The organism is Mycolicibacterium sp. MU0053 (genome assembly GCF_963378095.1).
GTDB lineage: Bacteria > Actinomycetota > Actinomycetes > Mycobacteriales > Mycobacteriaceae > Mycobacterium > Mycobacterium burgundiense.
Window position 1 is genome coordinate 5,038,063 of the sequence record NZ_OY726397.1, and the last position, 14,902, is coordinate 5,052,964.

At 67.9% G+C, this 14,902-nt stretch carries 12 protein-coding genes; 6 read left to right on the forward strand and 6 right to left on the reverse strand.

Annotated features, from left to right (window positions below):
- The first annotated feature begins 13 nt into the window (after positions 1 to 13).
- Complete coding sequence (locus RCP80_RS23950; protein ID WP_308480055.1) at positions 14 to 364, forward strand: 2Fe-2S iron-sulfur cluster-binding protein; 351 nt, start codon at positions 14 to 16, stop codon at positions 362 to 364.
- Positions 351 to 1,979, forward strand: coding sequence for an FAD-binding protein (locus RCP80_RS23955; protein ID WP_308480056.1), 1,629 nt, complete (start codon positions 351 to 353; stop codon positions 1,977 to 1,979). Before RCP80_RS23950 ends, RCP80_RS23955 begins: the two co-directional genes overlap by 14 nt.
- Here the strand turns inward: RCP80_RS23955 and RCP80_RS23960 are convergent.
- Positions 1,942 to 3,153: a metallophosphoesterase gene (locus RCP80_RS23960; RefSeq protein WP_308480057.1), complete on the reverse strand. Its 1,212-nt coding sequence runs from the start codon at positions 3,151 to 3,153 to the stop codon at positions 1,942 to 1,944. The two genes, RCP80_RS23955 and RCP80_RS23960, sit on opposite strands and share 38 nt — an antisense overlap.
- Positions 3,154 to 3,318: 165 nt before the next feature.
- On the opposite strand from RCP80_RS23960, the gene RCP80_RS23965 reads away from it, so the two are divergent.
- Positions 3,319 to 4,398 (forward strand): class I SAM-dependent methyltransferase, encoded by a 1,080-nt coding sequence (locus RCP80_RS23965; protein WP_308480058.1) that lies wholly within the window; start codon positions 3,319 to 3,321, stop codon positions 4,396 to 4,398.
- Here RCP80_RS23965 and RCP80_RS23970 read toward each other — a convergent pair.
- Positions 4,395 to 5,429, reverse strand: coding sequence for a S1C family serine protease (locus tag RCP80_RS23970; protein ID WP_308480059.1), 1,035 nt, complete (start codon positions 5,427 to 5,429; stop codon positions 4,395 to 4,397). The two genes, RCP80_RS23965 and RCP80_RS23970, sit on opposite strands and share 4 nt — an antisense overlap.
- Before the next feature lie 60 nt (positions 5,430 to 5,489).
- Positions 5,490 to 6,209, reverse strand: a complete 720-nt coding sequence (locus RCP80_RS23975) for an NUDIX hydrolase (protein ID WP_308480060.1) — start codon at positions 6,207 to 6,209, stop codon at positions 5,490 to 5,492.
- A 158-nt stretch (positions 6,210 to 6,367) separates the two neighbouring features.
- On the opposite strand from RCP80_RS23975, the gene RCP80_RS23980 reads away from it, so the two are divergent.
- From RCP80_RS23980 to RCP80_RS23990, 3 genes are read left to right on the forward strand one after another with little or no spacing between them, the layout of a single operon-like run.
- Positions 6,368 to 7,789 (forward strand): glycoside hydrolase family 183 protein, encoded by a 1,422-nt coding sequence (locus RCP80_RS23980; RefSeq protein ID WP_373693404.1) that lies wholly within the window; start codon positions 6,368 to 6,370, stop codon positions 7,787 to 7,789.
- A 21-nt stretch (positions 7,790 to 7,810) separates the two neighbouring features.
- On the forward strand, positions 7,811 to 10,363 hold the full coding sequence (locus tag RCP80_RS23985; RefSeq protein ID WP_308480062.1) for a DEAD/DEAH box helicase: 2,553 nt from the start codon (positions 7,811 to 7,813) through the stop codon (positions 10,361 to 10,363).
- A 44-nt stretch (positions 10,364 to 10,407) separates the two neighbouring features.
- Entirely contained in the window at positions 10,408 to 11,541 is a 1,134-nt protein-coding gene (locus RCP80_RS23990; RefSeq protein WP_308480063.1) for a macrolide family glycosyltransferase, read from the forward strand.
- A 217-nt stretch (positions 11,542 to 11,758) separates the two neighbouring features.
- On the opposite strand, the gene trxA is transcribed toward RCP80_RS23990, so the two are convergent.
- The 3 genes from trxA to RCP80_RS24005 are packed head-to-tail and all read right to left on the reverse strand — an operon-like array spanning position 11,759 to position 14,779.
- On the reverse strand, positions 11,759 to 12,139 hold the full coding sequence (trxA, locus tag RCP80_RS23995) for a thioredoxin (RefSeq protein WP_308480064.1): 381 nt from the start codon (positions 12,137 to 12,139) through the stop codon (positions 11,759 to 11,761).
- Between the two features lie 27 nt (positions 12,140 to 12,166).
- The gene (locus RCP80_RS24000; protein WP_308480065.1) at positions 12,167 to 13,366 is read right to left on the reverse strand and encodes an NAD(P)/FAD-dependent oxidoreductase; all 1,200 of its coding nucleotides are present in this window, start codon (positions 13,364 to 13,366) and stop codon (positions 12,167 to 12,169) included.
- Positions 13,367 to 13,399: 33 nt separating this feature from the next.
- A complete protein-coding gene (locus RCP80_RS24005) occupies positions 13,400 to 14,779 on the reverse strand; it encodes an MBL fold metallo-hydrolase (RefSeq protein WP_308480066.1) in 1,380 nt (459 codons plus the stop codon).
- Positions 14,780 to 14,902: the final 123 nt, after the last annotated feature.

Here is a 14,902-nt window from a genome sequence, read left to right on the forward strand (position 1 = left end):
ACCGTCGGTGACGATGCGGGTGGAGCCGGCCGGATTCGATATCGAGGTCCGGCCGGGGGAGACACTGATCCAGGCCGCCTGGCGTGCCGGATACAGCTGGCCCACCCTGTGTTACGCCATGGGGCGCTGCACCGCGTGTCAATGCGAGGTGCTCGATGGGCTGCACGCCCTCTCGGAGCGAACCGAAGCGGAATCCGCACTCCTCAACAATCTCGACCGCAGGGTTCGGCGGGCCAATCCGCGGCGAGTGCGACTGGCCTGTCAGGTCACCGCGACGGCCGACATCAGAGTGCGTAAACCCGGCGTGCAGAAGCAGTGCGCGGACAGCGACGAGAGGACTTCGAATTCCGATGTCAGCCAATGATTTCGACGTGATCATCGTCGGTTTCGGCGCCGCCGGTGCGTGCGCGGCGATAGCGGCTGCCGAGAGCGGCGCCCGGGTGCTCGCGGTGGACCGGGCCATGGGCGGCGGCGCATCCGCGGTCTCCGGTGGCGTGATCTACGCCGGCGGCGGCACACCGCATCAGAAGGCCGCCGGGTATGACGACACCCCAGAGAACATGTACAACTATCTCAAACAGGAGGTACAGGGCGTCGTCAGCGACGACACCCTGCGCCGATTCTGCGAAGAGAGCGCCGACCAGCTGGCGTGGCTCGAGGAGCACGGCGCCCGGTTCGAGGGATCGTTGTGCCCCTATAAAACTGCGTACCCGCCCAAGCACTATCTGTACTTCTCGGGTAATGAAAAGGCGTACCCCTACCGACTGCACGCGGACCCCGCACCGCGCGGTCATCGACAAATCGCCAGCGGGACCAAGTCCGGCCGTGACCTCTGGCGCAGCCTGCGCGACGCCGCCGTGCGTCTCGGTGTCACATATCTGCCGCGTACCGTCGTGGACGATCTTGTCGTGATCGACGGTCGGGTCCACGGAATCCGCTGTCGCACTTGGACACAAGGTCACCGCATGGAACAGGCCGTGCACGGCCGGGTCAGCGCCGTGGGCGCCAAGCTCACCAACTGGTTTCCGCCGGGCGGCCTGGCCATCAGCGAGTGGGGTGACCGGATCTGGCGGCGCCGCGCCCAGTCCTGCACGTACACCGCACCCAGCGTGATCCTTGCCGCCGGCGGGTTCGCCTTCAACGAGGACATGCTGCATCAGCACGCGCCGGCATATCGGCAGATCCGGCCCCTGGGGACCCGAGGCGACGACGGCGCCGGAATCACGCTGGGAACGGCGGCCGGCGGCGGCACCGACCTCCTGGACCGCGTCACCGCCTGGCGTTTCTTGTCTCCCCCGTCGGCCATGATCGAAGGGATCACCGTCGGCGCCAATGGAGAACGGATCATCAACGAGGATCTCTACGGCGCCACCCACACCGAGGCCATGGTCCGCAAGTTCAGCGGCACCGGGTTTCTTGTCCTGGACGCCGATATCTGGCGACGGGCCCGGGGCCAATTCTGGGGGCAGACGGAATCGATACTCCGATTGCAGACCGCCACGATGTTCACGATCAACTATCGGAAAGCGCGAACGCTGGACGGTCTTGCCGCCAAGCTGGGTATTGCACCGGCCGGGCTGGCGGCCACCGTCGCGGCCTACAACGAGGCCATCGCCACGAAGAGCACCGACCCGGCGAACAAGGCAGCGGAGTACTGCGCACCCATCCTGCGGGCACCGTTCTACGGCTTGGACATCTCGGTGAAGCCATCGCTGACCTTCCCGGTGCCCGGCCTGACGCTCGGCGGCTTGAAGGTCGATGGCGCGACCGGACAGGTGCTCACCGACCAGGGCGGCGGGGTCCCCGGCCTTTACGCTGCGGGGCGTACGGCGGTGGGAATCTGTTCCAACAGCTACGTCAGTGGTCTGGCGCTGGCCGACTGTGTGTTCTCCGGCAAGCGCGCGGGTGAGCACGCGGCAGCCGCCACGCAGGAGCCGCCGATCAGCGGTAACTCTCAGTGTTCAGGGTCAGCACCGTGATATCCGGTCGCGCGCCGATCCGCACCGGCGGACCCCAGAACCCCGCGCCCCGGGAGACATACAACTGAGTGTCGTTGACCGTGGACAGCCCGGCCAGCGACGGCTGCACGGCGGACACGGCGTAGTGGAACGGCCACATCTGGCCGCCGTGTGTGTGCCCGGAGAGTTGCAGGTCCACTCCGCGGGCAGCGGCCTCCTGGACCAGAACCGGTTGGTGGGCAAGCAGAATCGTCGGTCCGGACGGGTTCACCCCAGCCAGTGCCCGATCGAAATCCGGTCCGTCGGATTTAATGTCGCCCGCGATGTCGTTGACGCCGGCCAGGTCGAAGCGCGCCGCGCCGCGCCGAATTACGGTGTGCTCGTTGCGCAGCGGCTGCAGGCCGAGCCGTTCCAACTCGTCCAACCACTCGAAGGTGTCCTCGACGAAGTATTCGTGGTTGCCGGTGACGAAGAACGTGCCGTCGCGGGAAACAAGGTCCTGGAACGGTTCCGCGGCCGGGCCGAGCTCCGCGACCGTGCCGTCCACGATGTCGCCCACCACCGCCACCAGATCCGGTTCGGCCTCGTTGATCATTCGCACGATCCGTTCGGTGTGTGTGCGGCCGGCCAGCGGGCCGAGGTGGATGTCGGCGACCACCGCTATCCGATACCCGTTGAACACCGGGTCGAGCCGACGCAACCGGACCGGGACGCGCAGCAGGTCCGGCGGGCCCAGCGCGGTCGACGCACCTACCCCGACCAGACCGACCGACGCCACGCCGGCGGCCACCGCGCTGGTGCGGGCCAGGAACAGGCGGCGGTTCAAACCCGCCGCGGCTTCGGGCCGAACCGGTTCGGCCGGTTCCGGTGTCGCCGTGGGTTCCACCGGCGTCGAACGCCCGCGCCTGACCCAGCCGCGCAAGATCAGCCGCACCGGTTCCAGCGCCAGCAGCGTCAAGAACAGGTAGGCCAGCAGCCCGAACCAGAGATAGCCCGGCCAGGCGAACCACGCTGATTCGGTCAGCTCGATCAGGCGCGGGCCGATCAACGTCGCGGCCAGCAGCACCCCGAGCCCGATCAGGCCGACCGTGAGCAACCGGCGGGTGCGCCCCGCCGTGGTGGTGTCCTTGACCAGCCGTTTCCACAGGTAAAGGTGCATCAGCCCGAGGATCGCGCACAGCACAACGATGAACATGACTTCCCTTTGCTCGGACAGCGCGAGCCTAGTTGCCGGGTCGACGGGCGCTCGTCCGGGCGGTTTGAAAATAGGGCAAATACCCCATTGCTCCGGCCCGGACGGGCGCCCACGATAAATGCAACGCCGGTGGCCGATGCCGGCGACTTACCGGGGGACAGTCCGATGACCACACAAGATGCCGCACCCGCGGTCGATACCGACAAGCTGATGGCCTTCGTCTTCCGCGCGGTGGAGGAGGCCGGAGCGGCCCTGAACTGCGCGCTGGTCGTGATGGGAGACCGCCTCGGCTACTACCGCAGCCTGGCCGAGCACGGCGCCAGCACGCCCGCCGAATTGGCCCAACGCACCGGAACCGAGGAGCACTACGCCCGGGAATGGCTCAACGCTCAGGCCGCGGGTTCCTTCGTCGCCTACGAACCCGACACCGGTCGCTACCACCTGCCGCCCGAGCAGGCTGTGGCCCTCACGGATGAGACCAGTCCCGCATTCGTCGGCGGGCTGTTCCAGATCGCCCTTGGCACCGCCAGCGACGCGGCCAGGATCGTCGCCGCCGCGCGCACCGGGGACGGGGTCGCCTGGGGCGATCACAGCAGCGACGTGCACATCGGATGTGAGCGGTTCTTCCGCCCCACCTACAACGCCCACCTGGTCAGCGAGTGGCTACCGGCACTGGACGGTGTCGTGTCCAAGTTGGCCGCCGGAGCCGCGGTCGTCGATATCGGGTGTGGACACGGGTCGTCGACAATCCTGATGGCCCAAGTGTTTCCGGCGTCGACATTTCTCGGAGTGGATTCCCACCGGGAGTCGATCGAGACGGCACGGCAGCGCGCCGCCGAGGCCGCGCCCGCAGCACGGATCAGCTTCCAGGCCACCGATGTGTCGACCGTCGACGGTGGACCCTACGACCTGGTCACCATGTTCGACTGCCTGCACGACACGGGCGATCCGGTGGGGGCCGCCCGTCGCATCCGCGAGATCATCGCCGCGGACGGAACCTGGATGATCGTCGAACCCGCCGCCGGAGACCGCGTCGAGGACAACCTCAACCCGATCGGCCGTGCCTACTACGGGTTCTCCACCTTGCTGTGCACCCCGGCGTCGTTGGCGCAGCCCGTCGGCCTGGCGCTGGGCACCCAGGCGGGTCCGGCCCGGATCAAGGACGTGGTGACCCAAGCCGGGTTCACCCGGTTCCGGTTGGCCGCCAACACCCCGTTCAACAACGTCTTCGAGGTGCGGCCCTAGCCTTCCCGCGATCCGATCCGCACCGTCAGGTTCACCCGCTCGCCACCGCGCGCGACGACCATCGGCTGCTCCTGGCCCGGTTGGGTGCGGCGCAGGGCGCCCAACAGGTCCTCCACGTCCTGCACCTGGGTTCCCGCGAGATCCACGATCACGTCGCCGGGCCGGGCGCCCGCAACGGCGGCCGGGCTCCCGGCCTCCACGCCGCGTACCAGGGCGCCGCCGCTGACCTGCACGCCGAGGCGCTCCCGGATGGCCGGCGTGAGCCGGCTGGTGGTGACGCCGAGATACGGGTGGGAGGCCCGGCCGTTGGCGAGCAACTGCTCGGTGACGTCGAGGACGGTGGCGGTCGGGATCGCGAAGCCCAGCGACACCGCCCCGGCTGCCGGCGGAATGTAGGCCTCGTTGATGCCCACCACCCGCCCGTCGGCGTCGAGCAGCGCGCCCCCGGAGTTGCCCGGCGAGATCGACGCGTCGGTCTGGATGAGATCCACCAGCGATGCGCTCTCCACGGCGGAACCGGGGATGTTGCGGTTCAGGCCCGAGATGACGCCCGCGGTGACCGTGTTCTCGAACCCGAGCGGACTGCCGATGGCGATCGCGACATCGCCGGGGCGGGGCAGTTCGCTGCGGTACTCCGGTACCGGAAGATTCCGACGCTCGGTCCGCACCACGGCCAGATCGGTCACCGCGTCGGTGGCCAGCACCTGTCCGGGTGAGCTGACGCCGTCGGCGTAGCCGATCATGACCTCGCGGGCCCGGCCGACCACGTGCGCGTTCGTGACGATGACGTCGGGTCGCAGGACGACTCCGCTGCCCACCCCGCCCTCGAGTTGCACGGTCACCACGCTGGGGCTGACCCGCTCGACGACGTCGGCGAACCCGGTCGTCGACGGCGGATTCGCCGCCGGCGCGGGTGGCGCCGCTGCGGTGGTGGTGGTGGTCTGGTCGACGTCCAGCTCGGCGGTGGAGGCGCACCCGGACACCGTCAGCAGGACGGCGGCGCCGGCGATGAGCACGTGTTTCCGCTTCACCCGTCGCAGGCTACCGGGGCTGCACTGCGAATCCGGTCGAAACTCGGGCTATTCGCACGGCTACTTCCAGGCGAATACGGGCTGTTCCAGGTCGGCCACCGGGTCATGACGGCCCTCCAGGCACAGCCACCGCAACTGCAACAGCACCGCGCCGGTGGGCGCGTGGATGAGATCGTTGCCCAGCGGGACTTGTACCACCGGGCGCGGGCTCTCCGGGATCGTGATGAACCGCGGCGAATCCTCGCGGAGCAGATTATGCAGCCCGACCCGGTAGGCGGCCACCACCTCGTCGGGCGCGGGCCGGGGATCAAGCCGGCCGCCGCCCCAGATCACCACCGGGGTGATGACGTAGCCGGACCGGGTCGGGTAGTCGTCCAGCAAGCCCAGCACCGTGGACTCGGGCAGCCCGATGCCCACCTCTTCGTCCAGTTCCCGCAGCGCCGCTTCGGGTACGGTTTCGCCCGGGTCCACCCGCCCGCCGGGAAGCGCCCACTGAGCGGCGTGCGAGGAAAGTCGGGATGCCCTGCGGCACAGCAGAAAAGACGCCCCGCCGGAGACTCCGACCATGCGGCCGTCCAGACCCATCTCCGGCAGCGGACGACCGGCGTTCCAATCGTCCACCGGCGCCGGATCCACCCGGTCCTCGCCGATCTCGGAATCGACGATCACGACGGCGACGGCCGCGTGCCGCTTCGTCGGATCGGTCAGGACGCGGCGTTCGTGGCGCGCCAGGTGTTCGGAGAACCGCGCCCGCAGCGCATCGTCGTAGCTGATGGTCACCGCTTGACCATAGGACGGCCCCCCTGCCGGGTCTCGACACGGTCACGGGTCCGCATCTATCGCGCAGCACAGATCACAACCACCCCATCCATCACTAGCGTCACAGCAGCTAACTGTTGACGTCCTCGCCGCGTCCCCGTCCCCCGAGAGGTTGTGACATGTCGCCGCGTCAACGAACCGCGATGGCCACGACGGCCGTGATCGGCCTTTGCGTGGCCATCGGCGTCGCGCCCGCGGCGGTCGCCGAACCCTGCACCGGCGCTGCCGCCGCCGCCCAACCCCTTCCCGAGCAGGCCGTCCAGATTCCGAGTCCGTCGGCGATCGCACCACTTCAGCGCCCGATCGGGCACAAGCCGCCGGGCGCCAACGAGTCGGCGCCGCTGCCCAAGTTGGGTCAGCTTCCGTTGGCGATCCTCAAAGCCCTGGTTCCCAAGTCCGCGCAGGTGCAGCAGCAGGCGGCGGTGGCGCCGGTCCCCAACCCCCGGGCCAACCAGCAGGCCCCGGCGGCACCCGCGCCGGCGGCCACGCCACCGGCATCGGCGGCCGCGCAACCGGTACCGTCCGCTCCCCCGGGCACCTCGATCGTGGGCTGGGTCACCGGGCCCGACAGCCCCAACGACACCATCAAGCGCTTCGCCATCACCGGAACCGATCTCGGGATCATGTGGGACAACGGCGATCCCGCCAACCGCCAGGTGCTCATGGCCTTCGGCGACACCAACGGCTATTGCGGCATTCCCGGCAAGCAGTGGCGGTACAACGCGTTGTTCCGCAGTCAGGACGGCTCGTTGTCGAAGACCGTCGCGGTGCCCAACGGCGTTGTCGGCAACAGGTATTCGGGCTCACCAGTGTGGCGACCCGGCATCTCCAAGCAGATCATCAACACCATCGGCCGGACGAAGGAAGAGACGGGCATCATCCCGACCTCCGGCGTCGCCGTCGGCGGACACCAATACCTCAACTTCATGTCGATCCGGAATTGGGACAGCCCGGGGTCGTGGTCCACGAACTACTCCGCGATCGCGGTGTCCAAGGACAACGGCGAGAACTGGGGCGTGTTCCCGGGCACCATCCGCACCCCCGCGGCGGGACACCAGAACTTCCAGATGGGAGCGTTCCTCAAGCCCGGGCCGGGTGATCCCTACCTGTACACCTTCGGTACACCCAACGGGCGAAGCGGTTCGGCGTATGTGGCGCGAGTGGCACCCAGCCTGGTGCCGGACCTGGCCCGTTACGAGTACTGGAATTCCGACAACGGTGCCTGGGTCCCCGGCAACCCGGCGGCCGCGACGCCGGTGATCCCGGGTCCGGTGGGCGAGATGTCGGCGCAGTACAACACCTATCTCAAGCAGTACCTGGTGCTGTACTGCAACGGAGCCAGCAACGATGTCGTGATGCGGACGGCCCCGGCGCCGCAGGGCCCGTGGAGCCCCGAGCATCGGCTGGCGTCGTCGGCGGAGATCCCCGGCGGCATCTACGCCCCACTGCTGCATCCGTGGTCCACCGGCAAGGAGTTGTACTACAACCTGTCGCTGTGGTCGGCCTACAACGTGATGTTGATGCGCACCGTCCTGCCCTAGTCAGGCAGGCTGGGGGTCAACATGTCCCAGTCGACCGCAGCGCCCCTCCTCGACGATCCCAGCGATCTGTCGGCCCTGCGCGCCCGCGGCGCCGACCCCGACGAACTGTTCGCGTCCTTCGCCGCCTGGGCCGAGGACAGCGGGACCACGCTGTATCCGGCACAGGAAGAGGCGCTGATCGAGCTGGTCAGCGGGTCGAATGTGGTGTTGGCGACGCCCACCGGTTCGGGCAAGTCGCTGGTGGCCACCGGGGCGCTCTACGCGGCGCTGGCCGCGCAGCGACGCAGTTACTACACCGCCCCCATCAAGGCGTTGGTCTCGGAGAAGTTCTTCGCCCTGTGCGAGGTGTTCGGCGCGGCCAACGTCGGGATGCTCACCGGCGACGCCGCGGTCAACGCGTCGGCCCCGATCATCACCTGCACGGCCGAAGTGCTGGCCAACATCGCGCTGCGGGAGGGCGCAGCCGCCGACATCGGCCTGGTGGTCATGGACGAGTTCCACTTCTACGGCGACCCGGACCGCGGCTGGGCCTGGCAGGTGCCGCTGTTGGAGCTGCCGAAGGCGCAGTTCCTGCTGATGTCGGCCACCCTGGGCGACGTCACGTTCCTGCGCGACGACCTCACCCGCCGCACCGGTCGGCCCACGGCGCTGGTTGCCGGCGCCGAGCGCCCGGTCCCGCTGTTCTACAGCTATGCGACCACGCCGATGCACGAGACCATCGGCGAGCTACTCGAGACCAAACAGGCACCGATCTACGTCGTGCACTTCACCCAGGCCTCGGCGCTGGAGCGGGCGCAGGCGTTGATGAGCGTGAACGTCAGCACGAAGGACGACAAGAAGGCGATCGCCGAGCAAATCGGTTCCTTCCGTTTTTCGACGGCGTTCGGCTCGACGCTGTCCCGGCTGGTGCGGCACGGCATCGGGGTGCACCACGCCGGCATGCTGCCCAAGTACCGGCGGCTGGTCGAGCAGCTGGCGCAGGCCGGTCTGCTCAAGGTCATCTGCGGCACCGACACCCTGGGCGTCGGCATCAACGTGCCGATCCGGACCGTGGTGTTCTCGGCGCTGTCGAAGTACGACGGAGTCCGGACCCGGTTGCTCAGCGCCCGCGAGTTTCACCAGATCGCCGGGCGGGCCGGCCGCGCCGGCTACGACACCGCCGGCACCGTCGTCGTCCAGGCCCCCGACCACGAGGTGGAGAACCTCAAGCAGTTCGCGAAGGTCGCCGACGACCCGAAGAAGCGCCGAAAGCTGGTGCGCCGCAAGGTGCCCGAGGGCATGGTGCCGTGGAGCGAATCGACGATGACGCGGCTGATCGATGCCACGCCGGAGCCGTTGACCAGCAACATGCGGGTATCGACGGCGATGATCCTCGATGTGGTCGACCGCCCCGGCGACCCGTTCGTCGCGATGCGCCGGCTGCTGACCGACAATCACGAGCCGCGCAAACGCCAACTCCAGCACATCCGGGCGGCCGTCGGCATCGCCCGCTCGCTGCTGCAGGCCGGCGTCATGGAGCGCCTCGACCAGCCGGAGGCCGATGGTCGCCGGTATCGGCTCACGGTGGATCTGCCTGCCGACTTCGCGCTCAACCAACCGCTGTCGACCTTCGCCCTGGCCGCGGTGGAAGTGCTTGATCCCGAGTCGGAAACCTATGCGCTGGACGTGGTTTCGGTGATCGAGGCGACGCTAGAGGACCCGCGGCAGATCCTGTCCGCGCAGCTGAAGAAGGCGCGCGGGGAGGCCATCGCGGAGATGAAGGCCGACGGCATCGAATACGACGAGCGGATGGAACTGCTCGACGACGTGACGTATCCCAAGCCGCTGGAAGAGCTGCTGCAGCACACTTACGAGCTGTACCTGCAAAGCAACCCGTGGGCCGCCGATGCGCACCTGTCCCCCAAATCCGTCGTCCGGGAAATGTGGGAGCGGGCCTTCACCTTCCGCGAGTTCGTCAGCGTGTACGGGCTGACCCGCTCCGAGGGTGCGGTGCTGCGCTATCTGTCTGATGCCTTCAAGGCGCTGCGCTCCGGGGTGCCCGCGGGCGCCCGCACCGAGGAGGTCACCGACATCGTCGAATGGCTCGGCGAGCTGGTGCGCCAGGTCGACTCGAGTCTGCTGGATGAATGGGAACAGCTCACCAGCCCGGATCAGCCGCACGAGGTGCCCCTGTCGGTGCCCGCGCGCCCGCGACCGCTGACCGGCAACGAACGCGCGTTCACCGCGATGGTGCGCAACGCGCTGTTCCGGCGGGTGGAGTTGTTCGCCCGCGGTTACAGCTACGACCTAGGCGAACTCGACGCCGGATCCGGCTGGACCGCCGAGCGGTGGGCCGAGGTCATCGACGCCTACTTCGCCGAACACGACGAGGTGGGCACCGCCGCGGACGCCCGCGGGCCGGCGTTGCTGATCTTCGACCGACGGCCCGACGTCTGGCGGGTGCGGCAGATTCTGGACGACCCGGCCGGCGACCACGACTGGGGATTCGACGTCGAGGTGGACCTGGCCGCCTCGGATGAGGCGGGCGAACCGGTCATCCGGATGGTCGACGCGGGCGGCTCGGGACGGCAATGAGCCCCGCCACCATCTTGTTCTTAGGGCCCCTGGGGCCCGGGCACGTGAATCCGACGCTCGGCATCGCCGCCGAGCTGGTCCGCCGCGGCCACGGCGTCTCCTACGCCGCGCCGCGGATGTTTGAACAACGCATCGTCGAGACCGGGGCAACCTACATTCCGGTGGCCTCCACCTGGGAATCCATGCCGCGAGACGGACTGCCGCAGATGCACGGGGCGGAACTGATCCGCGCGACGTCGCTGCTGCTCGACGAGACCACGGCCATGGTCGAGCAGCTCGGTGACATCCCCGTGCCCGAGTTGGTGGTTCACGACGGACCGCTGGTGTGGTGGGGTCGAATCCTCGTTCACCGGTGGGGTGTGCCCGCGGTGGAAACCTGGCCGAACTTTGTCAACAACCGACATTGGAACATGAGGCGGTACGCCAAGCTCAATCCGCTGCATCCACGGTTTCTCATCGTGCTGCTGCGGCTGGCCCGCTTTCTGCGCCGGGAGGGGCTGCGCGACGTCGGTGGATTCTTCCGGGGCGCGGGCGCAGCAGATCGCATCGTCACGGTGCCTCGCGCGTTCCAGCCCGCTGGCGACACCTTCGGCGAGGGTTACCGCTTCGTGGGTCCGGTACTGACCGACCGGCGGTTCCAAGGCGACTGGCATCCGCCGAGTTCGGCGCCGGTGCTGTTGGTGTCATTGGGCACGGGATACAACGACCGGCCCGAATTCTTCCGCATGGTCGTCGAATCCGCGGCCGGTCGGCCATGGCAGGTGGTGCTGGCGGTGGGCGACGCGGTCGGGTCGGACGCCCTCGGGCCCCTACCGTCCAATGTTGAAGTGCACGAGCAGGTTCCGCAGCTCGCCGTCCTACGCCATGCTTCGGCGTTCGTCACGCATGCCGGCATGGGTGGGGTGCTGGAAGGCCTGGCGCATCAGGTGCCGATGATCGCCGTCCCGCAGATGGCCGAGCAACGCGCGAACGCCGACCGCCTCGTCGAACTCGGTCTCGGCCGGCAGCTCGCACCGGTTGGCATCACGGCCGAACAGCTATGGGACGCCATCGATTCCGTGGTTTCCGATGCACGGATGGGCGAACGCCTGGCCTGGATGCGAGGCGAGATCGAGGCCGCCGGCGGCGCTGTCGCGGCTGCGGACGCCGTCGAGGCTGCGCTTCGTCCCGCTTGGTGAGGCGTTGCGGTTTCACAGCGCCCCGATGGCATCGAACTCGTTGAGATTGCCATCATGGCGACGAGATTGTGATGGTGGCGGTAAGTCGGCTACATCTTCGCCGTGAGTTCAACCCCGAAGCCACGAACGCAATCTCGCGGATGACGGTGGATGTGCCGAGCTTCGGCCCGCCCACGCCCAGCCAGATTGGCATGTCGTGGGCGGGCGCGGGGCGTACTCAGGCCTTCGCCGACTCCTCAGCCCTCCGGGCGGCGATCTTGGCGTGGACATCGTCCATATCGAGCGCCTTCACGCGAACGATCAAGTCCTCGAGTGCCGCCGGCGGCATCGCCCCGGGCTGGCTGTACACCAGCACCCCGTCGCGGAAGGCCATCACGGTGGGGATCGAGCGAATGTCCAGGGTGGCCGCCAGGTCACGCTCGGCCTGGGTATCCACCTTGGCGTGCACCACGTCGGGATGGGCCGCCGAGGACCGTTCGAAGACCGGACCGAAGGCGCGGCAGGGGCCGCACCAGGATGCCCAGAAGTCCACAAGCACAATCGGATTACTGGTAATGGTGGACTCGAAGTTGTCGTAGGTCAAGCTCTTGGTGGTCATTTCTGCATCCCCTTTCGTTGGGCGCTCCTAGGCCAAGCCCTTGAGCATCAGGTTCCAGTACATGAACGGCAGGCCGTACTTCTTGAGGTACCAGTAGCCGCGGTGCGGCTTGGTGGGGTCGAGCAGCGGAAACGACGGCGTCAGATTCAGGTCGTAGTCGAACTCGGCCAACAGCATTGCTTCCGAGGAAGTGACGATGGGACACGAGCCGTAGCCGTTGTAGGCGGCGGTCAGCGGCCGCCCCTTCAGCATCGAGTCGATGTTGTCGACCACGGCCGGTGCCTGCTTGCGGATCGCCGCCCCGGTTTTCGAGTTCGGGGACGAGCCGACATCCCCGAGGCTGAACACGTTGGGGTAGCGCACGTGCTGCATGGTGTGCTTGTCGATCTCCACGTAGCCGCCCGCGTCAGCGGTGGACAGCGGGCTGGACTTGATCCAGTCCGGCGCCGACTGGCGGGGCACGGCGTGCAACACGTCGTAGGGCAGCATGAAGTCGGATCCACTGTCCCCGCACGCGGTCACACCCACCTTGTGGGCGGCGGCATCGATGGCGGTCACCTCCGCGTTGGTGTGCACGGTGATGCCGTAGTCGGCAGCGACGGCATCGAGGTTGTCGGCAATCGCCGGGATGCCGAACAGGCGCGGCGTAGGTACCACCAGGTGCACGTCGATGTCCTTGAGTACGCCCTGGGACCGCCAGTAGTCACTGGCCAGGTAGGCGATCTTCTGCGGCGCCCCAGCACATTTGATCGGACCGGACGGCATGGCGAACACCGCGGTACCCGACCGCACATTGCGGATGAACTCCCAGGTGCGGGGTGCGAGGTCGAACCGGTAGTTCGACGACACCCCGTCCTTGCCGAGTGCGTCCGACAATCCCTCGGTGCGGTTCCAGTCCAGCTGGATGCCGGGGCAGACCACGAGTACGTCGTACTCGTAGTCCGCCCCGTCGGCACAGGTGACGGTGTTGTTGTCCGGGTCGACCGTGGCCGCGGCATTCTTGATCCAGGTGGCCCCCTTGGGCATCACCGAGGCCTCGGGCCGTGCCGTCGTCGACGCCTTGGCCTGACCGCCGCCGACCAGTGTCCACAGCGGTTGGTAGTAGTGCGTGTCGGACGGTTCGATGACCGCGACGTCGGAGTAGCCCCGCCGCAGCAGGCGGGCGGCCACCGAGATGCCGGCTGTGCCGCCGCCCACGACCAGGATCTGATGTTTTGCGAGAGTCATGCTGTTCTCCTGTTCCTTTCCTGATTCGCCGGCTCAGGCGTTCTGCCGGGATTCTTCCCAGGCGCCGAAGCCGCCCAGGATGTCGCTGACATCGACGAACCCGTTGCGCCGCAACAGGCTTGCGGCCACCGAGGACCGATAGCCGCCGGCGCAGTACACGACCGTCGGTCGGGCGGGATCGAGCTCAGCCAGCCGGGACGGCAGCTGACCCACCGGGATCGCTATCGCGTTCGGGACGGTCCCCGCGGCGACCTCGCCGGGGTTGCGCACGTCGACGATCTGCAGGTCGCCCAGCTCTGCGACGCGCTGATCGAAGGCCTTGGCCGTCAACCGGGAGGCGATCTGGACGTCGCCCTGATGTTCGAACATCGCTTCGAACGGGCGCTCCAGGTAGCCGATCACCCGGTCGAAGCCGATCCGGGCCAGCCGGGTCTTACCCTCCATTTCCTGCCCCGGCTCGGTGAACAGCACGATGTCGACATCGGTGGGCACCACCGACCCCGCGAACTCGGCGTACCGGCCCTCGAGACCGATGTTGACAGCGCCGCGCAGATGCCCCAGGGCGAACTCCTCGGGGTTGCGGCCGTCGACCAGGACCGCACCCGCGGCCATCGCGGCGCGGACCTGCTCGTAGGTCATCGCGGTCGGCATCTTGGTCTCGTCCAGCAGCTCCCGGTCCTTGCGGTTGAGAATCGCGTCGTAGACGAAGTAGCTCGGCGCGGGTGGCTGGCCTTCGGTGACCAGCTCCATGAAGGTGGCCTTGTCCGGGGCGCGCAGCGCGTAATTGGTCTCCTTCTGCTCCCCCATCGTCGACCACAGTTCGGTGGACAGGTTCTTGCCGCAGGCCGAGCCTGCGCCGTGGGCCGGGTAGACCCGGGTGGCGTCGGGCAGCGTCATCAGCTTGTTGTGCAGCGAGTCGTACAGCTTGTCGGCCAGCTCTTCGCGGGTGAACCCGATCGAAGCCAGCAGGTCCGGCCGGCCGACGTCACCGATGAACAGCGCGTCGCCGGTCAGCACTCCGTAGGGGACCTCGTCGCCGGCGTGCTCGTAGACCACGATGCTCAGCGACTCGGGGGTATGTCCCGGGGTGTGCCGGAACTCCAGGGTCACCTCCCCCAGCGAGTAGCGCTCGCCGTCGGCGACGCCCATCGATTCGAACTCAGTCTCGGCGATATCGGAGTACACGATCTTGGCGCCGGTGGCCTTGGCCAGCTCCAGGTGTCCGGACAGGAAGTCGGCGTGGAAGTGCGTCTCGATGATGAGCTCGATCGTGTAGCCGTGCGCCTGCGCGTCGGCCAGGTACTCGGCGACGTCGCGCTGCGGGTCGACAACGACTGCGCGTCCGGTGGTTTCGTCGGCGATCAGGTACGACGCGTGGGAGAGGCAGTCCAGGTAGTACTGGGTGAACTTCATTTCCGAGGTCCTTTCGGTCGGGGGCGGGTGGGCCTTCTGTCAGCTACTGTGCCTATACCCCTACGGGTATGTCAAGTACCCTAGGGGGTATATAAATTCCCGCTTGCTTTTACCCCTGGGGGT

Coding starts and splice junctions, on each gene's coding strand:
- RCP80_RS23950 (WP_308480055.1), top strand. CDS start 14: ATGCGGGTGGAGCCGGCCGGATTCGATATCGAGGTCCGGCCGGGGGAG.
- RCP80_RS23955 (WP_308480056.1), top strand. CDS start 351: ATGTCAGCCAATGATTTCGACGTGATCATCGTCGGTTTCGGCGCCGCC.
- RCP80_RS23960 (WP_308480057.1), bottom strand. CDS start 3,153: ATGTTCATCGTTGTGCTGTGCGCGATCCTCGGGCTGATGCACCTTTAC.
- RCP80_RS23965 (WP_308480058.1), top strand. CDS start 3,319: ATGACCACACAAGATGCCGCACCCGCGGTCGATACCGACAAGCTGATG.
- RCP80_RS23980 (WP_373693404.1), top strand. CDS start 6,368: ATGTCGCCGCGTCAACGAACCGCGATGGCCACGACGGCCGTGATCGGC.
- RCP80_RS23985 (WP_308480062.1), top strand. CDS start 7,811: ATGTCCCAGTCGACCGCAGCGCCCCTCCTCGACGATCCCAGCGATCTG.
- trxA (WP_308480064.1), bottom strand. CDS start 12,139: ATGACCACCAAGAGCTTGACCTACGACAACTTCGAGTCCACCATTACC.
- RCP80_RS24000 (WP_308480065.1), bottom strand. CDS start 13,366: ATGACTCTCGCAAAACATCAGATCCTGGTCGTGGGCGGCGGCACAGCC.
- RCP80_RS24005 (WP_308480066.1), bottom strand. CDS start 14,779: ATGAAGTTCACCCAGTACTACCTGGACTGCCTCTCCCACGCGTCGTAC.